Raw genomic sequence first — 22,779 nt, forward strand, 5'->3', positions numbered from 1 at the left:
TACTAAACCTTTTCCAATAATACGGCTTTTAAGATCTCACCTGTGTCTGCGCCAATTTGTACTTGAGTACCTAAATCGGAAACAAAGGTCCAAACAGGTTCTTTTACTTCCGGTGTTAGCACTTTACTCAGCGAGAGCTTGATGAACTTACTTCCCCAATTCCCTGTGTAAAACACTTCTATCGCTTGCTTGTAATCAAACTTATACCCTTCGATAATCGCAAGACCGAGTGGGCAGATAACTTGAGTGGCGTGCGTCAGCCCTACGCCTCTTTCCGCTTGATAGTATTGGTAACACTCATTTCCATCGCGTACTAATCGCTCAAACCCTAATACATCCTCAGCTGATTCCCCTGCATTATTGCGAAGGCTTGCTTTCAGGCTGACTAATTCAAATTGATCCACCTTTTGGCTTTCAACCATTTTCGGTTCTTCAATACGCTGGATGTTAGTGATGTAAGGCTTTCCATCTAAAGGCGCAAACATCGAAACCCAAGAAAAGTAATGAAGTGTTGGCTCATCGATCAAGTTTGCTTTACATAGGTACCGATAATTTACGCCAGCTACAACTTGCGATTGCACTTCCATAGGTTCGTAATTCACACCGACAAAACCTTCAAGAGCAGAATTAAAAACCGCTTTATCTTCTAAGTTGAGCTTACGAAAATTGGACCAGCCACCGAGCGTAGAACCAAACTGAGACATGAGTATTTCCTTTTACATGGATTGATTGAAATTAGGGTCTACTGACCTTTCGCAGTTGTTTATTGGCGCACTCATGTTTTCCTTAACGCATTGCATGAACTCAACCAACAGCAACAGGTTAAGGAAAATAGCGAATCTAGTCTGGTTCACTTTGGTATCACTTAACAAAAAAACCACCCACTGCTCCAACAAAGAACAAAGGGTGGTAATGGAAAATCAATGTATTGAATTGCATCTGCGAGCATATACGCTTAACGGGTATATGCGTTAACAGGTATAGAGGTATCTCACTTTGGCTTAGATTGTCTTAAGCAAGCTATCCACCGCATTGCGAGCTTGTTTCCAACACGTTTCCTGCAACCCTACTTCAGCACACCATGAGCCCGCGTAAACAATGGGTGCAAATCCATTTTCGCGAACGTTAGTCGGAAGATTTTCATGATACTTGTTGATTTCAGTCTGACTTGTGTGAGCATCGCGGTCGTAGACGTTATGCGCAAAATAGAAAATCGCTTTGTTGTCTTCACGCCCAAGTAGGTTCTTTGTGTTTGTTTGAGCGAGGTGATCCTGAGTCGACTTAGGCAGCTCGGTTAGTTCAGTGCCACATAAGAATTCCAAATTCTTGTTTGAATCCACGGTACGCAATACAAACTTGTCGTTAACTGGGTGAGTCGGATTCAGAGTAACGAAATAGCTCAACTCTGGTGCGTGTTTGACTTTCGGGTTACACCAATCATTTTGATGTCTATTCTCTTGGAAGGTAATGCTGTAAGGCAGCATCGTTTCACCATGTCTAATGGACACGTTAAACGTGCGCCAGCTGTTCACATTCGAAGAAATCACACTATTGTCTGTATGAACAATGCCAATGCTTTGCGTGTATTTCACCCGACCTAGAATAGGTTCAAGCGTATTACCTTGCTCAGAATGCTTGGCATTAAAAGCAACCTGCATAAGCGCGTGGTTAGCGTGAATAGTACTGACCATGGCGTCGAAGTTAATTTGTGAAAGTTTGTTGTGCTCTTCTCTCTTATCAACGAGCGGCGAGACCACACTTTCAATAGTAAACCCAGTGTCCGTCGTGCGGAATTTTGCATCTACATTGGTGTGAATAGACAACTTAAGATTTTCTGAATCGTTGTTGTAACCATTAATTAAATAAGACGTTAGGTGCTCAATCCATTTCTTTGTTCCACCAACAAAGTAGCGTCTGTCTGGGAATTTCTCGCCCTTCTTTTTGCCTTCTTGATAGCGGAAATAACCAAATGGTGACGCCAATGGAAGGTGCTGCGGTCCTTTGTCTGTCGTAAAGAACATCGCCGCCACTCTTGGATAAAACAGGTTGTCACGCATTTCAACAATAAGCTTGGCCAACTCGGCACCCGATAAATCAGCTAGCGACGGCTGTTGACGAATGGCATTGTAAGCCTCGACACATATTTCAAATTCAGGTGAGGCTTTTAAAGCCTCAGGATACCCTTCAGCCAACGCAATCAACGCAGTAAAGAAAGTATGCAGTTCGATATTCCAAGCGGTACTTTGCTTGGCGGGGTCCTCACTCATTTCAGTGCCGTATGCCACTAATGCGGTGAAAACGGTACCAAGATCAGTGTCGGTCAGGCTGAACCGACGTTCCATCGGACGGTTGATAGGTAAGTGTTCATCGTCAGTATAGACGTAGCGATTGTCTTCCGAGAAAAAACACGCCGTATCTTCAATAGGCTTCAGGTTTTCATCACTGTAATAGCCGGTTTTTTCCATTACTTCTTTTAATGTGCTGTACATACTTAGGTTGATGTCGTTAACACCCATGTCTGCCCAGCGAGCCAACGTTTTTGGTTCTATTTTGTTTCCTTCGCTGTCTACACTGCTCGTCTCACCAAGATCCAAAACGACCGTGTGCGCGTTACCACCCAGCTCAGCGGCTTTTTCAATCAAATGGACGTGGTACTGACCTTGGTGATTATCTGAATTCTTTTGACCCAATTTTTGAAGCAGGTAATAACATGTCGCGAGGCCCGATGTCCCACCACCGACTACTGCGATATTTGTAACGTTTCCGCATTCATGTTGCATGGTTAACTTTCCCTATTATCGATTCGAAGCCAATTTTCGCTGTTAGCGTTTCATCAATAGGGTATCGGTTCAGTGAAAAGTAAACAGTGTCAGTTTAGTCTCAGATGAATACTTAAACACCGTTCTAAATACAAAAAAGCCACCTCGTTTTTTGAGGTGGCTGAAACATGGGAGGTTATACTCGGAACTGGGCGACCATGCCTTCTAGCTCTTTCACTTTATTGTAAAGATTTCTTGTTGATTCAGAGCTTTGTTGCGTTTTCTCCACTGAAGAGTAAGCAATTTGGCTAACTTGTGCGATGTCGTGTGCCATCTCTTGAGTGGCTGTCGATTGCTCTTCTCCTGCGGTGGCAATCGAATGAATCATATTGTTCACGTCATTGGCGCGTTCAACAATTTGTTCCAGCGCATCACCGGCTGAATTCGACAATTGCACCCCTTCCGTAACCAGTTGAGTACCCTCGCCCATTCTTTCTACCGCAGTACGAGTTTCACTTTGAATTGAGGTTATAAGGCTACTGACTTCCTCTGTGGCTTTAGAGGTGCGCTCTGCCAAGCCTCGAACTTCATCCGCGACCACAGCAAAACCTCTACCAAGCTCTCCGGCGCGCGCCGCTTCAATCGCAGCATTCAGTGCTAGGAGGTTGGTTTGCTCTGCAATATCATTAATGACTTTAATCACATCACCAATCTCTTCCCCTTTCCTGCCTAGGCTATCAACCGTGGCAGCGGATTCGTTAACGACATCTGCTATTCTTTGCATTCCATGCACCGTCTCCTGCATTAACTTGCCCCCTTCGCTGGCAACATTGCCTGCTTCTTGAGAGCTTTGTGCTGCGTCAGATGACTGCATGGCGACTTCACGCACTGTTCCGCTCATTTGTTCAACGGCACTGGCAATCAATGCGGCTTTATCCGCTTGCAATTGGATATCGCTGGCTACCTGGTTGCTGATGCTATCCACTTGTTTGGTGTTGGATGTTACTTCGCTTGCCACACCCGAAATGCCTGAAACTAAGTCCTTTAGCGAGGCTTGCATGCCATCAATCGATTTTGCGAGTAAGCCGATTTCATCTTCGATGGTTTCGTTGATCGCTGGAGAGGTGAGATTCCCGTCGGCAATTTGATTCGCTTTTTCGGAGATAGCGTGAATGCGTCGGTTAATAACACGGGTAATCATAACTGCAACCGCCGTGCCTACGCTAATCACAACGAGTGCGTTAACCGAAAGCCACATCACAATCTGGTTCATCTTGTCATTAACCGAAGCAATATCTTGGGTTACATCACTTTTTTCTTCTTTCGAAGAGCGATCCAAGATTTCTTCTAATGGCAGTACCACGGAATCTTCAAGCTCGTCGACAAGCGCAATTGCAGCCTTTTTAGCGGCAGGATCATAGCTTGAAAATACTTTGTTGGCTGTTTTTAGAATCTCATCGTAGTAGGTTTCAATTTGCGATATGGCTTTTACCTCTTCAGCACGCCTCTCCAAAGGCTTCAGTTTATCGAGGTAACTATTGAACGATTTTGAGCCCCCTTCAAATGACTCCCGTGCTGAAAGGTCTCCCATGATATACGCATTGAGAGAAGCGACCATATCTCCCGATGCATCGATCATTTCAAGATAGTATCGAACGCCTGGGAGATCATCATTCAAAGACTCATTGAGGTTCGTCGTGTTGAATGCATCAGCGTATTCTTCCTCTTTCATTTTATCGAGAAGATCTTCAAGCGGGTTACCGACATTTCGCGTTAAATTTTGTGCCCAAAGCCTCGCTTCCTGCTCCGTCGCTGGCGAGTATTTAGCAAAGACCTCGCTCTCAATTGAACGAATGTATTGATCAGCTAATTTTCTGATCTTCGCCATTTTGTCTTTTTCAGCTTGAGTGGTTGATTCTAGCGAATAGAGTATTCTGTAATTATTCTCAAAATTCTTCACGCTCTTCCTAAAGCTATTAGCTTCGTTTTGCTCTCCATTTAAGTATTCCAACGCATAAGTCTGCATATCTGCCACTTTGTCGTTGACGTTCAAATACGCGAGTACGCCAGGCACATTATCAGATTCTATTTTTTCTGCGAGTTTCGCTGAGTCTTGGACTGCCGACCAAACGATATAGGTAAGCACTAGAGTTGTGAGGAGTATGAAGGAAAAACCTGCATACAACATTTGAGTGAGTTTTAAGTTCATTATGATACCAAAGCACTTCTTTTGGGATGGTGATGTATTTCATGGTGGTTACAGTCGATAGACCGTATCGCGGAGTATGCGGTGGGAATGATGCGTTTCAATGAACAAAAATTTAAGAATGAACAAACATCTCGAAATAGTGAGAGTGTTACATGCAGTCTCTAATATGACAAAAGCCTCACTAGGAGGCTTTAGAGTTCAAACTTAAGACAGTAACGGGATGGTTAGATATTCGGCTCAAATGCCATATGGTGGAAACTAAATGCATACATATCAGCATACAAATCCAATACCTTGCTCATAGGCATACCAGCACCATGACCTGCATTGGTATCCACTCGGATTAGCACAGGGTTCTCGCCTTCATGCTTTGCTTGAAGCTCGGCAATAAACTTAAAGGAGTGCGCGGGTACAACACGGTCATCATGGTCAGCTGTAGTCACAAGTGTTGCTGGGTAGTGTGTCCCTTTCGTTACATTGTGAACAGGGGAGTATTGTTTCAAGTAGCTGAACATTTCTTCATTTTGTTCAGACGTGCCGTAATCGTAAGCCCAACCTTCACCAGAGGTAAACGTGTGGTAACGCAACATATCCAATACGCCAACCGCAGGAATCGCCACTTTAAACAGTTCTGGGCGTTGTGTCATGCACGCGCCAACCAACAAGCCACCGTTTGAGCCGCCATTAATCGCGAGCTTTTCTGGTGATGTGTACCCTTCTTCAATCAGGTATTCTGCCGCTGAAATAAAGTCATCGAACACATTTTGCTTTTGCAGTTTGGTTCCGGCAATGTGCCACGCTTTACCGTATTCACCACCACCACGTAAGTTCGCAACGGCATAAACACCCCCCATTTCAATCCACGTAGCAACAAGTGGGCTGAATCTTGGTTCTAGGCTAACGTTAAAACCACCGTAGCCATACAGCATAGTTGGGTTGTTCCCATTCAGCGCCAAGCCCTTGCGGTAGCAGATCGTTACAGGAACGCGCGTGCCATCTTTCGAGGTGTAAAAGACCTGCTTAGATTCCAATAGATCGCTGTCGATCTGGCATTGAGAGCGGTGATGCAATTCAGTGACACCCGTCTCTGGATCGAATCGATACCCTGAAGACGCCACGATAAGGTTAGTGAAGCTGTAATAAAGTTCTTTTGAGTCGAAACGCCCGCCAAAACCAGACACACAGCCTAACCCCGGAAGCTCGACATCACGCACTTTTTCACCGTTATAGCGGTACTGAACCACTTTGGTATTCACATCCACTAGGTAAGAGGCGAACAAATAGCCTGCACCTGTTTCAATGTCTAACTGCTGTTCCTGCTCTGGAATCAGATCGACCCAATTATCATCCGACGGCTGCTGCGCATTCACTTTTACTACACGACCTAATGGCGCGTCCAAGTTGGTGTAAATCAGCAAATCGCCTTCACTGTGCTCGACAACGTAGCTGTCGGCTTGGCTTTTATCCGTTACAAGCGTTAACGGCGCGTCTTGTTGGCGTAAATCACGTACATAAAGCTCATTACCCGATGTGGATTGAGCACCAGATACGACAAGGAAAGCATCGTCTTCCGTTGTATAACCTGATACATATCGGTATTTTTCCGAATCTGAACCACCAAATACCAACACATCTTCGCTTTGTGGTGTGTTCAAGCGGTGGAAGTACAACTTGTGTTGTTCAGTACGAGCCGATAGCTCGCTGCCTTCAGGTTTGTCGTAACTGGCGTAATAGAAGCCTTCGTCGCCAAACCACGAAATCCCGGTAAATTTGGCGTTTAGAATTGGGGCTTCAAGCTCTTCACCTGTTTCAGCATCAATCACATAAATAGTGCGCCAGTCGCTGCCTCCTTCCGATACAGAATACGCAATAACCGTATCTGATTTAGAAAAAGACACACTGTCTAGCGAGGTAGTGCCTTCTTCACTAAACATATTCGGATCAAGGAAAATTTGCGCTTCGCCTAGTTCTTTTTGGTCGTTTTCTTTCTGACGATAGAGAACCGCTTGGTTTTGAATACCATCATTTTTGTAGAAATACGTGTATTCGCCATGCTTAAAAGGCAGAGAGACTTTTTCGAAATTATTGGCAGTTTCGAGTTTCTTTCGAATGGCGTCACGAAAAGCGATTTGATTGAGGTGTGCAAAGGTTACGTCGTTCTGGCGAGTTACCCAGTCCGCGGTTTCTTCGCTGCGATCGTCTTCTAACCAGCGATACGGATCGGACACTTCCGTAGAAAAGTAGGTATCAACAACATCCGATTGTTTTGTTTCTGGGTATTTATGCACTTTGCACTCCTTACTTAAATTGTACGTTTGCCCACAATTGCCTTCGGTTTGAAGCCAATTGGGCAGAGGTATCATCGCACAAATTCATTAAGTAAGAAGTTTAGTTACACAATGCTCATCTTATAGACCTGTCTCTACCAGATCTTGATACTTTAAAAGGCAATCTGGTTTAGAGCAGAGGATCCAGCGTGTTCAATTAGCCATTATCAAAATGGTTAGAACGGAAGCGAGACAAACGTTCCTTCATTGACGTTATCCGATCTCGGTGCGTTTTTAAGGTATCCAATACCCCTAACAGGAACATAATCATCAGAATACCAGTGATCATGGTTTTCAAATTACTTGGGCAGCTGATGAGTTCTGGTCTGCTGTTTGGATCAATAAAGTAGTGCCAATGTGACAATTTGACCAAAGATCTTTGACCAAACTCAAAATCGTTGACCAAACTTTAGGTCCTAACGAAATTTAAGACCTTTTGACTCTTCCCATGGATGCCCAGCCTGTGTGCTAGGGCAAAATTAGAAGGAATTAAACATGGAAACGAAAATACGCACCTCCGCGCTGGCTGTCGCACTTTGTTTAGGCACAACCGCGACGTCGACCAATGCTCTGGCAGCATGCGAGCCCGATTACTCCGGTGTCACCGTGACCGTCGGCTCGCAAAACGGCCCTTTTATTGCTTCGGCGCTTCGCACTGCTGGCACTGCTTGGGAAGCTCAGACTTGCGGTAAAGTAAAGATTGTGGAATTCCCATTTGGAGAACTTTTCCCTAAGTTTTTGACGGGGATGCAAACAGGATCAAGTGAAATCGATGTTATTTCTTACATCCCTGCGTGGTTACCCGACTTTAATATCTTCTTGTCGGAAATGCCTCAAAGCATGCAGGAAGGAGAATACTGGAACGACATTCACCCCGTATACCGCGAACGCTTGATGTTATGGGATGGCAAGGTGAAATCCGCTACCATGGATGGCGACATGCACATGCTAAATTACCGTGCCGACCTCTTCAATGACCCGAAAGAGCAAGCGGCCTTCAAAGCGAAGTATGGCTATGCTTTGGCAGCTCCTGTTACATGGGATCAGTACTACGATATTGCCGAATTCTTCCATCGCCCAGATCAAGGGTTATACGGAACAGCGGAAGCCTATAAACGCGGCGGGCAACAATTCTGGTACTTCTTCTCTCACGCGGCCAGTTACACCAACGATCCGAAAAACCCAGGCTCAATGTTCTTTGACCCCGACACCATGAATGCACAAATTAACAACGCAGGCTGGTTAAAAGCGCTGAAAGACTACAAACGAGGCTTGGACTACAACCCACCAGGCGCATTAAACAATGGTTCTGGTGACGTAAGACCTTTATACGCAGGGGGTAAAGTCGCGATGAATATCGACTGGGCAGACTCCGGCGTATTAGGAGCAAACCCGAAAGAATCGCGCATTGTAGGCAATGTTCGTACTGCGATGTTACCTGGGTCTAAATCCATGTGGAACGCCAAAGAAGGCAAATGGAATGAATACAATGAAGTGGTCGCGTCACCTTTCCTAGCCTTTGGTGGCTGGCAGCTTGCGGTTCCTCAGTCTTCCAGAAACAAGGTTGCCGCGTGGAGCTTTGTTCAAACCGTTACCAGCCAGGAATATTCATCGAAAGCCATTGTCACAGCGAATACTGGGGTCAACCCATATCGATTAAGCCACTATGACAACATCGACAACTGGTTGGCGATTTTCTCCAAACCCGAGGCGGAATCTTACCTAGCAGCGCAACGCGCATCACTAGACGCGCCCAATGTGGCACTGGATTTACGTATTCCGGGTTTCTTCGCTTACACAGAAATTCTTGAAATAGAACTTTCTCGCGCCTTGGCAGGGAAAGTGACCGAACAAGAAGCATTGGACAGCATTGCTAAACAATGGAACCAATTAACGGATGACTTCGGACGTGAATCTCAGCTTAAAGCCTATCGCAGTGCGATGGGTTTGCCTGAGAAAGAATAGGTTTCCCCTGAAAATAAAGTACTGAAGGCTGTACAAAAATTGAAGGTCAATTAGCGCTTCTAATTCAGTCATCTCCAGCCTGTATTTTATTTGATCATAAGCAAAGTTAAGACGCTGAGCCCTAAAATTGAAACATATTTGAGTATATATTGGACAACACTTATCCATTTAGATCTTGGCTCATTTGACCCTTTTTCGTTTAAAACGGGAAAGAAGCTCCTATTCCAACCAAGGTTCTATTCTTCAAATATTAGGTCGACTCAGAAAGGTATATTCATGTTAAAAATAGATAAAGAACAGCTAAAGTTTGATGGTGTACTCTGGGACATGGACGGTACCATTGCCGATAGCGAACCAATTCACGAACGAGCCATTCGCCATACACTTAACAAGTATGGGGTAGACCCAACACACGACGACATCCAAAGCGTACTCGGAACAGAGGGGAGCAAAACCTTCGAGTACTTTCAAACAACGTACGATCTCACCGTATCGTTTGACGATTATCGAGCGTCCAATTACCAATACTTTTGCGCCCGCAGTAACGAAGTGACCCCACTTTATGGGTGTGACGTTTTCAAAACCCTTAGTGCACTCGGTGTACCGCAAGCTATTGTCACAAATTCCGACCGCATATTAGTCAATGCGAGCCTCGCCGCTCTCCAACTTGAAATACCGGGTTTGACGGTTGTTGCCCGAAACGACGTTAGACTAGGAAAACCTTCACCTGAAGGATACTTGCGCGCCGCTTACCTTATTGATGTTGAGCCGAGTAAGCTTGCGGTGATCGAAGACAGCGTATTAGGAGCAGAAGCGGGGCTGCTTGCAGGAATGCAAGTCATTGGCGTTCCGATAGAGGAGAATCGACACAAATTCTCCAGCGACGTCACCCTTGTTAAAAACGCACACTCGCTGATTGACGCCCTTTCAAAAAGCTAATGGGCAAGCCTTGCATCTTCGGTCGAGCGTACACTCTAATTGCGATAGTGTTTATTTAACTCTTTCAATATGCATCAAAAAATTTGGTTTCGAACACAGCATCTTCTATGAGCTGGTATATACTTTTTAAAAACCCTAATAACTCAAGTTGATACCGTTATACCCAAGTAACCTCACCTTGAGATCACCGTTTTTATATTCAGGTAGGCTACATGATCATTGAAGTGACTTATCATCCTAGTAAGCACGATTTGGAATCGATTTATCAGGCTTTAAAAGAGTTTAATGAACCCTTTTTTCCAGGGTTAGATGAGAAGGTTCTGGCTCTGTTTATTCGGGATCAGCACCATCAAATCATCGGTGGTATTGCGGCACACTTATTCTATGATTCCCTCCACATCCATCGAATTTGGGTTAACGAAGCCTATCGTCGAAAAGGGGTAGGCACAAAACTGCTGAAAACGGCTGAAAAAGAAGCTCGGAAAATGCAAGTTAAGAAAGTTTTTTTGGACACTTACAATTTTCAAGCACCAGATTTTTACCTAAAACATGGCTTTCACGAAGTGGGTCGCTATGTGGGTTACCCTCAAGATGGCACAGATAAAATATTTTATCGGAAGACTTTGATATGATGGACGGAAACCCAAGGTGATCTCCCCTAGTATCCTGAGGAGATCACCTGAAGTAACCTCTATGAACATCTGGAGTTAACCGTGAAACAAACGCAACGTCATCATGAAATACTCGCTTTACTGGACGAGCAAGGATTCCTTTCCACTGAAGCTTTTGTTGATACGTTTAACGTCAGCCCCCAAACGATTCGACGCGACCTAAATGAACTCGCTCAGCAAGGGCTTATCAGCCGCCATCATGGTGGAGCATCCCTCTACTCTAGTACGGAAAATGAAGCCTATTCCACCCGAAAAATCAGCCATCAGGAAGAAAAAGCCCGAATCGCGACCGAGCTGGTCAAAAAAATTCCTAATGGCGCATCCATGTTTATTGATATTGGGACAACGACAGAAGCCGTAGCGACCGCGTTGCTTAACCATAAAGACCTTAAGGTTGTCACCAATAACATCAATGTTGCCAGTATTTTGATGCCGAAAGAGGATTTTACCGTCATCATCGCGGGCGGTCAGATCCGCAATAAAGACGGCGGTATTATCGGGGAAGCCACACGAGAGTTTATCGAACAGTTTCGAATGGATTTCGGCATAATAGGCATCTCGGGCATTGATTCCGATGGCAGTATGCTCGATTTTGATTATTCTGAAGTGAAGATTGCGCAAGCCATCATTGCCAGCTCACGCCAAACACTACTGGCTGCCGACAGCAGTAAATTCAACCGTGGTGCGATGGTGAACCTTGGTCATATTTCTCAGGTAGATTCGCTTTTTACTGATGAAGTGCCAGCATCGAACTTAGTTGATGTTATCAAGCAACACGACGTTGAATTGGTAGTGTGCTGACCACCTTGAGGGGAAACCTTAGCCCTCACTTATTTTCCCTGATTCTTTAGGAAGGCTTCCACTTCAGCAATAAATGGAATGGACGTTTGCGCGCCAAAGCGTGTCACTGAAATGGCGGCAGCAGCGTGTGCAAACACCACCGCCTCTTCAAGAGATTGTCCTTTAGTCAGCCCCGCAATTAACGCCCCATTAAACGTATCGCCAGCGGCTGTCGTGTCCACGGCTTCGACTGTAAAAGCAGGAATCAAATAGCCGATCCCATCCTGACTGACCCATACCCCTTTTGAACCCAGAGTAATGAGTACCATAAGCACGCCTTTCTGATGAAGGTATTGTGCCGCTTTCGATGCAGATAAATGGTCCGTCACTTCGATTCCCGTTAGAATCTGCGCTTCCGTCTCATTAGGGGTGAGTATGTCAACTTTCGAAAGTAGGCTATCTGGGAGTACACAGGCTGGCGCAGGGTTAAGCACAACTTTTTTGTTAGCGCTGTACGCAATATCTATCGCCTTCTCAACTCCTGAAATGGGGGTTTCCAGCTGAACCAATAAATAGTCGCCCTGTTCTATAATATCCGCAAAACCCGACACCACTTTCGCCGTGAGGTGATCATTTGCCTCGGCTGAAATGCAAATGTTGTTTTCCCCACTTTCTGCCACTTGAACCATCGCAATACCCGTTGCACTATCGGGCTCTACCTTGATCCCAGAGACATCAATCCCATCCGACTGATACTGCTTTCGAATGCCTAACCCAAAGGGGTCGTCCCCAACGCACCCAATAAAGTGAGTCTCTGCACCCAGCCGTGTAGACGCCACCGCTTGATTCGCCCCTTTTCCACCAGCAATTACCCGATAATTTCGACCTTTTAAGGTTTCACCGGGGCGTGGAAACGTAGGAACTTGTAACACGTGATCAGCGTTGATGCTCCCTAACACGACAATTCCGTTCATAACTCTCTTTCGTCAGCCTCTTTTTTTAATGCCATCCATTGGCGTGGAGACACGCCTGTAATTTTCCGAAACACCTTACTGAATCCGGAGTAACTCTCGTACCCCACGTGATCCAGCACCCAATGCATCGGCTTTCCTTGTAAAATGAGCGATTGCGCAGCCCCAATACGCCAATGTGCGACGTAATTGCCGGGGGTCATTCCTACCACTTTTTTAAAGGTATCGATGAATACCGTTCTAGACATCGCCCCTTTCTCTGCCATGTCTTCCATGGTGAAAGCTTTATAAGGAAGTTGGTGAATCATATTCAGTACTTCCGATAATCTAGGGTGCGACAGCCCAGCCAGTACACCTTGTTTCACTAAATTGCTATCTACTATGTGGCGAAAAAGCATGATCATCATGACATCACTCAACTTGTCGAGAATCACCTGCTGCCCAAGCTCTGCACTTTCCGCTTCCAGAAACAATCCTTCCATTATCGGCGACAACGCAGGCAATGTTCTGAACGGAATCACAATTTTGTCTGGAAGTGCGGAAAAAAGCAGCTCCCACTTCCCTTCACTGTATTCAATTGTAGAACACACCAACTGAGCCCCATCCGATAGCCCTTCAATAACATGAGGTACCGTTTGCGGAAAATACACAATAGAAGGCTCATCGACCTTCATTTCCTTCCCTTTATGATCTCGCAGTATCAATTTTCCCTCACGCACAATGTGAAGGTGCCCTTGATTCTTTTCATCATCCCCAAATGACGAGGTACCGCAGAGCTGCCCCGTGTAGAAAACTTCAGACCGCATTGAGAGTTGTTGTATCAGTTTAGATAAAGCATCCATGAAAACCTCGGACTATTGGCACACTTTTACGCATTTCTGTACCCAAATAGACCGGACATCTGCCTTAAATTACTTCACACACGGTCAGGGCAAGCCGCAGAAATTACGGAAACCTGACATTAAGAAGATAATAAAAAGGAGTTTTCCTATGTCTGTTTCAAATAAATCTCTTAAGCGTCTTATTAGTTTAGGCGGTATTGCAATGCTTCCTTTCTCTGTGATGGCTGCCGATATCGACGTAAGCGCTGATGCCAATGACCTAGCGATTAAGGGGTACGACCCAGTAGCGTACTTTACGGCAAGTGAGCCGACTGTCGGTAATCCAGAATTTTCAGCAACTTACAAAAATGCGATTTACCATTTTGCTTCTGCTGAAAACCGCGATACGTTCCGAGCAGATCCAGCGGCATACGCACCACAATACGGTGGTTACTGTGCATTTGGTGTTGCAATGGGTAAGAAGTTTGATACCGACCCACTCGCGTGGAAAGTAGATGAAGGCAAGCTTTACCTAAACCTAGATAAATCAGTACAGCAACGCTGGTTAGAAGATGTGACCGGGTTTGTTAAAACCGCGAATGGAAACTGGCCTGAAATCAAAACCGTAAGCGCTGATAAGTTATAAGTTTCCCCTCCCTTGCATTGAGTTCTCTCCCTCTATCCAATTCTTTGCAAGGGATCTTTTTATTCCCTGTCTTGGGTTAGCGCCCAATCAAAAGCCTCTTATGAGGCTTTTTTCTTTGAAACTACAAGAAATAGCACCACAAACATGCTTTTTTATCTCATGGTTAAAAAGATGTGTTGAACAAGAAATGGATAGATTTTTGCAACAACCCCATCATTTCAATAGTGCAACCTAGCATCTAGAGCTTACTTGGGTGTATACCTAATGTAATGTTGCTCAACGTGCAGAAAACCTCATGACACTCAAAGAAATCTTAGATATCCGTAACGTACGCTACTTCTTAGTGTTTCGAATCAGCTACTTTGCACGCTTTTACTACCCAGTATTCACCCTACTCTATTTAGATTACGGCTTAACGCTCTCTCAATTCGCGATACTGAACGTGATTTGGGCAGCGACCATTGTTATTTCTGAGGTCCCATCAGGTGCGTTTGCCGATACTTTAGGGCGCAAAAAACTCGTCGTCTTGTCTTCTGTGGTGATGTTCGTTGAAATTGCCATGATCGCCCTTGTGCCGACGGGCAACCCCACGTTGGTCTTTGTTGTGTTTATGATCAACCGAGTATTGAGTGGTTTAGCCATGTCTTTGGCGAGTGGTGCGGATGAAGCTCTGGCTTACGACACCTTAAAAGCGCAAGGCAAAGAAGAAGTGTGGCCGCAGGTGTTACAAATCCAGCTTCGTATCTCATCTGGTGTGGGTATTTTTGTCACCTTGCTGGGCGCTGCCATGTACGACGTGAATTTTATGGCGACCGTTTACCAATCTCTTGGATTCACCGCGCCAGAGAATACCCAAGACATCATGCGTATTCCCGTATTTGCTACTTTATTTGTCGCGATCATCGCCATTTATGCCGCGATAAACATGGAAGAAGACAACAACGCATTACCATCTCACAGCAGTAAATGGGCAACGACAGCCGCAAGCCTTAAATTGACAATAGATACCGGTAAATGGGTCATTGCCACCCCTTACGTGCTGTTTATATTGCTCTATTACAGCTTGTTCGAGCATATCTCACGCATGTTTTTAACCATGAACAGTCAATATTATCGCGCCATCGATATCCCGATTATCTATTTCGGATTTATCGGCGCAGGGATAAGTTTGCTGCAAATTCTGCTGGCAGGGCAAAGCCGACGTTTAGCAGAAAGCATAGCGCCGAGAACCTTTCTATTGGTGATGGGTATCGCCACTGCCATAACTTATTATTTGATCAGCCTCGGGTGGTCGATTTACGGAGTCATCCCCGTTCTGGTGCTGATTTTCATCAACATGACGATGAACATTTTCATTAGCTACCACCTTAATAAAAAGACCGAATCACACAACCGAGCCACGGTTCTGAGTTTTAAGGGATTGATGTTCAATCTAGGGTATGGATCGATAGGTATTCTTTACGCCTACTATTACAAACTCGTATCCCAGAGCTACACAGAGCAAGAGATTGAACAACACCTAGATTTCTTAGCGTCCCTCTCTTCATTCTGCTACTACTTCGCTTTCTGGTTTGTTGTGATTAGTGGGTGGTTTTACTTTAAGAGTAGGAGGGTTGGGATTTTTTGAGGTCTGGGAAAGTGATTAATCTTTCTAGCGCGTTTTTGGACAGAAATGAGTTTCGGAGAACCAAGTATTAGCAAATCACGAATTAGCATAAGTATGGAAAGTCACTAAGCTCCCTGTCCAGTATTAATGGTGCACATCATTGTTGAATTGTTCGTTATTATGGACACCTAGCAGCCCAGAGAGTGTTGCCACCTAGAGTTAACAGACATTGCTCTTTTGCGGTAAGGCCGGGGACATCAATACCGCAAGCTCGCTCATATTTTCCGGCGGTATCTGAATGGTAAAATAAACGGCAGGATACGGATTCTGATGTTTTATAAACACCTTCAGAAGCGATGCAGTTTGAATCAGCCTCACAGTCCTTAAAGCATTGCTTATCGAGAATTGCAGCATTTCTTGTCATAACACCATCACTAACGATGTAGCCACCCTCTACCTCAAACCAACCTTGCTTAACGGTATTACCATCTGAGTTTACGAAATCTCGAAGGCTTATGCTCAGTTTGCTCGGGCTTCCACTGCAACTTTGAAGTCTATTACCTGTTCCATCATCAAAAAAGGTATTAATTGTCATATCAGTTAATGTACCAGTGGGGACTGTATGAATAGCTGACGGGCAGCCTTCTGGATATTGACCTAAGTTTGCTAAAGCCACGCACACATGCTGATGATTCAGTTCTACAGTCTGGTTTTGCGCAGAACTAGATGCGGTAGCGCAATCATATGCATCCCACACACCATCTTTATTGATGTCTTCATCGGTATCGTCAACTCGATCACCATCTAGATCCCAGCAATTAATGCCAGCAACTCCTTTTACACCTTGTTGCCCTGTAGCTCCAGTATTTCCGTTATCACCTTCTAAAGGACACCCAGAAAGTAACGTTACCAACGTTAGCGTTATAAATAATTTTGTTTTCATGAAAATTCCTTAGATAGATAGTTATGTGTTGGGACTACCAAGACTCTGAAACTACTGTATTACCAGCTTGGTCTCTTTGCTCGATAGTTTGAGTTCGAGTTAACCCTCGGACTGCCGTATGATCGGTATAAACAACACTACCAACAACATTGCCTTCGCTGCCTATAATCTGGTAGTCAGTAATATCCGTTTCTCCCATAAACCCTTTCGTTCGGGATGAAATTCGTTTTAACACTTCACCATTATTCAGTCTTATTCTAGTTTTCATCCTGCACATCTTTAGGGTTCTAATTTATTTAATTAATCCATACACTTAAAGCGCCAAATAAACTTAGGGCAGAAGCCTAGCAATCGTTTTTAGACATACTACCCATGTTAATTCTTCGGTTAGGAACGAAGAAAAAAACGATAGCCACCCTACGTGACTAGGGCGGTTGTGACACCGACTTTGTTAAGCACCTGTTTAACCATAGCAACCTCCTCTCTAAGTAAATGGTTAAGCTCGTTTAGATTGAAAAATATGCTAGGATTCAAATCCACATTGTGTAATGCCCTAAGTTTACTTTGTAGGCTGCTTTAACCCATAACATTTTAATATCGTGCCAGCACGAGTTCATACATTCAGAATATCTCAAGTATTGTACCTAACCAACAATAATATGCATGTAGTATGATATTGTTCTGATTTTCTAGTTGAAAACCGTGCAAACATACAGTGCTTCCTATTCGAGGCACGTTATCAATCAAGAACTTCCATTTTGTTCTATAATATTCAATCGCTTAGAAATACTTGAATAGCATATTCGTACGTAACTGTGATTGAAGGTCAGTCTGTAGTGGGTTAGAAGTTTTGGCGACATAATTAGAGATTTAGGCATGAGGAAAAGTAAGGCAAGTTGCTGGGTTTGAAACTGACTTCAATCCCTATCTGACTCACTTTGGGGCAAAAACAAGTTACCAAATCTAAACCACGTACTCCAAAACCCTGTCTCCTAATCCTTCATCAACACAAACACAGAAGGCAGCCTCTGATTGCCCTATTTAGGCATCGCAGATAGTAAGCCGCTAACTAGTGACTTACTACCAAATGCCCTCTCACAGTTGAAAACCAGCCTAGCCCCCTTACTGCACTGTCTCGGCTACTTTTCTACTTTTACCTTCATCTGGAATGCGTAAAATTTTTAGCATTGCCATTTTAAATACCGGAGCCAGTCTACGTTCTACTTGTGTATGAATGACATAGGCTGCCACCAACATGAGGGCAATGGTCGAAGTGACTAAAACAACAGGATCAACCGAATCACCAAAATGATTGAAGATGATGTAGCCGATGTTTTGGTGTACTAGGTAAATCGGGTAAGTCAGCACGCCTAGGTAGTACAGCCACTTTTGTCTGAGTATGTTTTCTTTACAGAAGGCGGTAACGCAGAACAACAAAAAGAAGGCGATGTTGAGAATGGCAATGACCGTGGTGTTGAAAGTGATAGAGAACCAGCCAGACATTAACTCACCAAACAATGTCGATTGCTTAACCATATAAACGAACGACAGTGCCAGAAGTAACATTTTAAAGGCAGACGCACCATCACGGCGAATGTAGTAAAAGACGCCTCCAGCGGCAAAATACCCGCTCCAATGAGGAAATATAGACACCCACATGTTCATTTCTTTAGCCCAAGGGTGGAACAGTGTGGCGGTTGATACAATGAGCACTAAGGCAATCACATGCAGGAAATACTTCATCATTCTAAAAAGCAGCATACCAAAGACGAGTAAGTAAAATTTCACTTCAAGAAACAGAGTCCAATATGCCCCATCGACAGGCATATGCCCGAACCAGTAATTCACCATAGTTAAATTGGCAAGGAACTGTGCACCGTCGACCGTGAATTTGGGAGCACCAAAATACACAGTAACAATACTGGTCAGAATTAATGCGACCCAGTAGGCAGGAAAAAGGCGAGAAAAACGGGATGCCACAAACTTTCGAGCACTGCCCCCTTCTACGCTCATAAAAATAACAAAGCCACTAATCACAAAAAAGAAATTGATGCCCATATAGGCATAACGGCTCCAAATACGAGTATTTTCTAGATCAATAACAGGGGCATGACCCGCCATATGCGCAGAATAGGTATAGTGAAAAATCACAACAAAAATGGCTGACAAAAACCTGAGCAAATCTATTTCGTAAAATCTTGTCTTCATATTTAATTGTCCATAAAGTCAAATAAAAATCTTTCAATTCCAGCGTAATACTACTCGCTCATCGCTTATAGCTAGGGGGCAAACCTCAGATAGGAAAAGTAATATCAAGCAGCACACTAACACCACTTAACATACTGTTATAATTAATTTTTATTATTTAAAACACGAACCACCATCTTACATGGCTTTTTGTATTCTATATCTCAGTCGTTATTCATTATGTGCTCACACTCATAAAAAAAAGTATTTTTATAAGGTATCTCACTCAATATTTATTGATAATAAATTGAAACTAAATAATCCTTAATAAAACTTAAATTAAAAAATAACACATCGATATATTTTGATATTAAAATGTTAAAAATATTCGTCGTAATAATTGAATAAACTAGCATTCGAATATTTAGAAAATGTGGATAGTTTAAAAATGGAATTCAGACGCGTGAAGGTTGCCTCTTACCGAGGAACTGCGCGAAGTTAACTGCCTCAAACAACCCGATGAATAGATAGCACTGCCAGTGATATACCCAAGTAACCTCAAGATGCTAGGTTCAGCGAGAGTTAACTGGCTTTCAGGCAAGGCATCGATTTGAAGATCTAGTTATTCTAAATCAAGAATCGATAACGCAGTATGAAAGCCAGTTAAACTCGCCCTTGGGAGCCCATATTCTGCCCCACTTCATCGTCTAAGAACTTGGAAAGGACTCGTCATTCCGCTGCGTTCTTTTCCTTGAATTGAAACAGAATATGAGGCTCTGAATCCTGCACCTTGAGGTCACTTGGGTATACACTATTACCTTGTAAACCGATAGGTAACAAGTAGAGGGCAAGATGACTGAATTTGAAAAGATGCTCGCAGGCAAAGACTTTGACGGTAGCTCAGACAGTATCGAACGTATTCGCCAGAATGCGTCTGAATTGGTGCAAGCCATTAACCAGAATACGGATGGCGTTCAGCGCAGTGAGTTGTTTCAACAACTAATAGGCGGTATCCCAGATTCGAGTTTAATCCGCTCTCCTTTCTATTGTGAATTCGGTAAAACAATCTCGATTGGCGAAAAGACCTTCATTAATATGAATGTGACCATGCTGGACGGCGCGAAAATTACCATTGGTAATAATGTATTGATTGGTCCGAATACGCAGCTTTACTGTGCTAGCCATGACCTGAATTACCTTGCGCGTCATAACTGGGAAACCTCCTGTGCTCCCATAAACATTGAAGACGACGTATGGATTGGCGGTAATGTTGTGATCAACCAAGGTGTGACAATAGGTGCGCGATCTGTAATCGCAGCCAATTCAGTCGTGAATAGCGATGTACCGCCAGATTCACTGTATGGTGGAACACCTGCTAAGTTAATCAGAAAAATTCATGAAAATGGTGAAGATATAAGCTGTTAATAGACGTTAGAAGAGGAGGATTTTCTAACATTCTAGCGATGCTCCTCAAAGCTACACCGCCGAATACACGAGAACAGCCTATCGCAATGCTGTATCTCGCATTTCAAATACTCAGCCACCAACTGCTTTCAACTACTACCCTACCTCGACAACGTGTACCGCACCCCCGCAATATAGCATTCTATTTGAGAGAACAATGGCTTTAACCGTTTGGTATCTCATATCGACATGAAATGCGTATTTATAGCGCTCTCTAATATTCTGAATCACGATCGAAAATAATATTATCGGATGCAAAAAAATACAGTATTACACTCCAAATAATAACAGTACTGAACACGGAATAACATTTAACCAAAAAGGTGTTTTTTCCTTAAATTAATATTCAACAAATTAATTAAAATCGATGATTTACTATCAAAAATATCGATATCTTCATTAAAAACCTTCATTCTCGTTGAATTTTTATTCTTTTAAATATTTAAAAAACAAGCCATTCTCTTTATTGAGACAGTATTTTTTCAACAAAAAATAACTCGAATAAAAATCACAAAATAAACATTAATAACGGAACATTATAATAACAATAAATTGACATTAAAAAATAACCCATTGATTTTAAATAATTAAATTTCTCACACATTACAAATAATATTCTTAAAAAGATATTTATGCGCTCATTTGCATATAGACCATATTTTGTAAAAAACATAACGTAATTATCAGCAACAACAAACATAATGTTGGTAAAACAAAAACATTAATAACTTGAATATTATTGAAGGTAGATTAAATGAAACCATCTATGAAAATAGTTAGTTTAGCTATATTAGCGGCGTGCAGTGCCACAGCACACAGTGCTCCAAAATGGACCCAAGCTGAGCAAGTATTTAATACTTACGAAGACAATGCATCACTACTACCAGTAGCGGGATATGTTTCTAACTGGGGAGGGTATGAGCGCAGTTTTAATATCAATGACATTGAAGGGAAATACGACAAGTTAGTTTATTCTTTCATGGCGCTTTGTGGGACAGAAATAGGGGACCCAACGATTACTTCTGCGGTTAAATCCGCGAAGAAAATCTGTGCCGATGGTGGATACCCAGACTTCACGATTGTCTTTACCGACCTATACGCAGATCTTCAGAAAGATCTTGGTGCTGGTAGCGGTAATTGGCACAACGACCTCAACGGTCCTGCTACCTTTGAGTCCGGTCAGAAGTACGCGGGCGGTCTAGTTGCGGTTTTACGTGAAATGAAGAAGCGCGACCCGGGCTTAGAGCTTGCTTTCAGCGTGGGTGGGTGGTCTCTGTCTGAACCATTCTCTCGTATGGCAAGTACGTTTGAATCTCGTAAAGTGTTTATCGACAGTGCTGTTAAGTGGTTCACCTTGTACCCTATGTTTGATCAGCTCGATATTGACTGGGAATACCCAGGTGGTGCGGGTGCGAGCGAAAACTCATGGTCACCAGACGATGGTAAAAACTACGCACTTCTTATCAAAGAGCTTCGTACTGCTCTAGATGCTGCTGGCATGCAAAACAAGAAAATTGCTATCGCTGCGGGCGCTCCTGCGACAAAACTAGACGCATCAAACATCAAAGCTTTGATAGACAACGGTTTGGATTACGTCCACTTAATGACATACGACTTCATGGGTGAATGGCAAGATAAGCTTGCACATCACACAAACTTGTCGGGCGAGTTGTTAAAAACTGACGAAACTTTCCACTCCGCTGAAAAATCAATCGACTACATGATTGACGTGCTTGGCATTCCATCAACAGCGATTCAGATTGGTTACGCAAACTACAGCCGTAACGCAGGCCAAGTGAACCTTCAAAGCGTTTCTCCTCTAGTTGGTTCGTTTACACCGGGTAATTCAACAAACAAATCTTATGATACTGGCTCTTCAGAGCTTTTTGATTACGCGAATAAACTGGTGAGCTTTAAGAGCACAGGTGCCGCTGGCATGCAAGGCTATGAGATTTATACCGACATAGACGCAAATGCAGACTTCCTGTTCAACAAGAGCACAAAACAGTACGTCAGTATCGATACGCCTCGAACTGTTTACGCGAAAGCTGCGTACGCGAAAAAACGTAATCTGGGTGGTATCTTTAACTGGATGGTCGATCACGATCCTGGTTACCACATCAATGCGGCACGTGAAGGCCTAGGCTACAAAGTTACTCAAACTAAATTGGACATGGCTAACGTAGTGAATACGTGTGGGCTTATTGATGTAAACGGCAATAAACTGTCTGATGAAGACTGTAAAATATTAACTGGCGTTAAAGATGGTTCCATCGGTCCGATTGAACCGCCTACAAAGCCAACTGAGCCACCAACAAAACCAACAGAGCCGCCTGCTGACTTATGGGACACGACAAAAATTTACCAAACTGGCGATATCGTAACGTTCGAAAATGAAAAATGGAGAGCGCGATACTGGACTCAAGGTGGTGAAAACCCGAAAGCGTCATATCAAAAAGATAAGTGGGGTAACTGGGAACCAGCAAACTAA

At 43.7% G+C, this 22,779-nt stretch carries 18 protein-coding genes; 8 read left to right on the forward strand and 10 right to left on the reverse strand.

Annotated features, from left to right (window positions below):
* Positions 1–2: 2 nt before the first annotated feature.
* From Q8W40_RS20055 to Q8W40_RS20075, 5 genes are all read right to left on the reverse strand, one after another.
* A complete protein-coding gene (locus Q8W40_RS20055) occupies positions 3–704 on the reverse strand; it encodes a hypothetical protein (RefSeq protein ID WP_305399710.1) in 702 nt (233 codons plus the stop codon).
* 297 nt (positions 705–1,001) lie between these two features.
* Positions 1,002–2,780, reverse strand: a complete 1,779-nt coding sequence (locus tag Q8W40_RS20060; RefSeq protein ID WP_305399712.1) for an NAD(P)-binding protein — start codon at positions 2,778–2,780, stop codon at positions 1,002–1,004.
* Between the two features lie 175 nt (positions 2,781–2,955).
* Complete coding sequence (locus tag Q8W40_RS20065) at positions 2,956–4,968, reverse strand: methyl-accepting chemotaxis protein (protein WP_305399713.1); 2,013 nt, start codon at positions 4,966–4,968, stop codon at positions 2,956–2,958.
* A 224-nt stretch (positions 4,969–5,192) separates the two neighbouring features.
* Positions 5,193–7,256 (reverse strand): prolyl oligopeptidase family serine peptidase, encoded by a 2,064-nt coding sequence (locus tag Q8W40_RS20070; RefSeq protein WP_305399714.1) that lies wholly within the window; start codon positions 7,254–7,256, stop codon positions 5,193–5,195.
* A gap of 196 nt (positions 7,257–7,452) precedes the next feature.
* Complete coding sequence (locus Q8W40_RS20075; protein WP_305399715.1) at positions 7,453–7,701, reverse strand: hypothetical protein; 249 nt, start codon at positions 7,699–7,701, stop codon at positions 7,453–7,455.
* A gap of 89 nt (positions 7,702–7,790) precedes the next feature.
* Here Q8W40_RS20075 and Q8W40_RS20080 point away from each other — a divergent pair, with 89 nt between their 5' ends.
* The 4 genes from Q8W40_RS20080 to Q8W40_RS20095 all read left to right on the forward strand — a co-directional run bounded on the left by Q8W40_RS20080 (position 7,791) and on the right by Q8W40_RS20095 (position 11,671).
* Positions 7,791–9,260 (forward strand): extracellular solute-binding protein, encoded by a 1,470-nt coding sequence (locus Q8W40_RS20080; RefSeq protein WP_305399716.1) that lies wholly within the window; start codon positions 7,791–7,793, stop codon positions 9,258–9,260.
* Positions 9,261–9,536: 276 nt separating this feature from the next.
* Positions 9,537–10,199 carry an HAD family hydrolase gene (locus tag Q8W40_RS20085; RefSeq protein ID WP_305399717.1) on the forward strand — a complete coding sequence of 221 codons (663 nt, stop codon included), beginning with the start codon at positions 9,537–9,539 and terminating at the stop codon, positions 10,197–10,199.
* 212 nt (positions 10,200–10,411) lie between these two features.
* Complete coding sequence (locus Q8W40_RS20090; RefSeq protein WP_305399719.1) at positions 10,412–10,831, forward strand: GNAT family N-acetyltransferase; 420 nt, start codon at positions 10,412–10,414, stop codon at positions 10,829–10,831.
* 81 nt (positions 10,832–10,912) lie between these two features.
* Positions 10,913–11,671, forward strand: coding sequence for a DeoR/GlpR family transcriptional regulator (locus tag Q8W40_RS20095; protein ID WP_101111686.1), 759 nt, complete (start codon positions 10,913–10,915; stop codon positions 11,669–11,671).
* A 29-nt stretch (positions 11,672–11,700) separates the two neighbouring features.
* Here Q8W40_RS20095 and rbsK read toward each other — a convergent pair whose 3' ends face one another.
* A complete protein-coding gene (gene rbsK, locus Q8W40_RS20100) occupies positions 11,701–12,624 on the reverse strand; it encodes a ribokinase (protein ID WP_305399721.1) in 924 nt (307 codons plus the stop codon).
* Positions 12,621–13,463 carry an AraC family transcriptional regulator gene (locus Q8W40_RS20105; protein WP_305399722.1) on the reverse strand — a complete coding sequence of 281 codons (843 nt, stop codon included), beginning with the start codon at positions 13,461–13,463 and terminating at the stop codon, positions 12,621–12,623. The genes rbsK and Q8W40_RS20105 overlap by 4 nt, the downstream gene beginning before the upstream one ends.
* Before the next feature lie 202 nt (positions 13,464–13,665).
* Between Q8W40_RS20105 and Q8W40_RS20110 the strand changes: the two genes are divergently transcribed.
* Positions 13,666–14,088, forward strand: coding sequence for a YHS domain-containing (seleno)protein (locus Q8W40_RS20110; RefSeq protein WP_237322409.1), 423 nt, complete (start codon positions 13,666–13,668; stop codon positions 14,086–14,088).
* Between the two features lie 295 nt (positions 14,089–14,383).
* Complete coding sequence (locus tag Q8W40_RS20115; RefSeq protein ID WP_305399724.1) at positions 14,384–15,715, forward strand: MFS transporter; 1,332 nt, start codon at positions 14,384–14,386, stop codon at positions 15,713–15,715.
* 157 nt (positions 15,716–15,872) lie between these two features.
* Here the strand turns inward: Q8W40_RS20115 and Q8W40_RS20120 are convergent, their stop codons facing one another.
* The 3 genes from Q8W40_RS20120 to Q8W40_RS20130 all read right to left on the reverse strand — a co-directional run bounded on the left by Q8W40_RS20120 (position 15,873) and on the right by Q8W40_RS20130 (position 18,845).
* Positions 15,873–16,637, reverse strand: a complete 765-nt coding sequence (locus Q8W40_RS20120) for a hypothetical protein (protein ID WP_305399726.1) — start codon at positions 16,635–16,637, stop codon at positions 15,873–15,875.
* Positions 16,638–16,671: 34 nt separating this feature from the next.
* A complete protein-coding gene (locus tag Q8W40_RS20125) occupies positions 16,672–16,905 on the reverse strand; it encodes a hypothetical protein (protein WP_305399727.1) in 234 nt (77 codons plus the stop codon).
* A gap of 854 nt (positions 16,906–17,759) precedes the next feature.
* On the reverse strand, positions 17,760–18,845 hold the full coding sequence (locus tag Q8W40_RS20130) for an acyltransferase family protein (protein WP_305399729.1): 1,086 nt from the start codon (positions 18,843–18,845) through the stop codon (positions 17,760–17,762).
* 831 nt (positions 18,846–19,676) lie between these two features.
* On the opposite strand from Q8W40_RS20130, the gene Q8W40_RS20135 reads away from it, so the two are divergent.
* Together Q8W40_RS20135 and Q8W40_RS20140 are read left to right on the forward strand one after the other, a co-directional pair.
* A complete protein-coding gene (locus tag Q8W40_RS20135; RefSeq protein WP_305399730.1) occupies positions 19,677–20,249 on the forward strand; it encodes a sugar O-acetyltransferase in 573 nt (190 codons plus the stop codon).
* 805 nt (positions 20,250–21,054) lie between these two features.
* Entirely contained in the window at positions 21,055–22,779 is a 1,725-nt protein-coding gene (locus Q8W40_RS20140) for a glycosyl hydrolase family 18 protein (RefSeq protein ID WP_305399731.1), read from the forward strand.

Source organism: Vibrio penaeicida (genome assembly GCF_030689305.1).
In the GTDB taxonomy this organism is placed as follows: Bacteria; Pseudomonadota; Gammaproteobacteria; order Enterobacterales; family Vibrionaceae; genus Vibrio; species Vibrio penaeicida_B.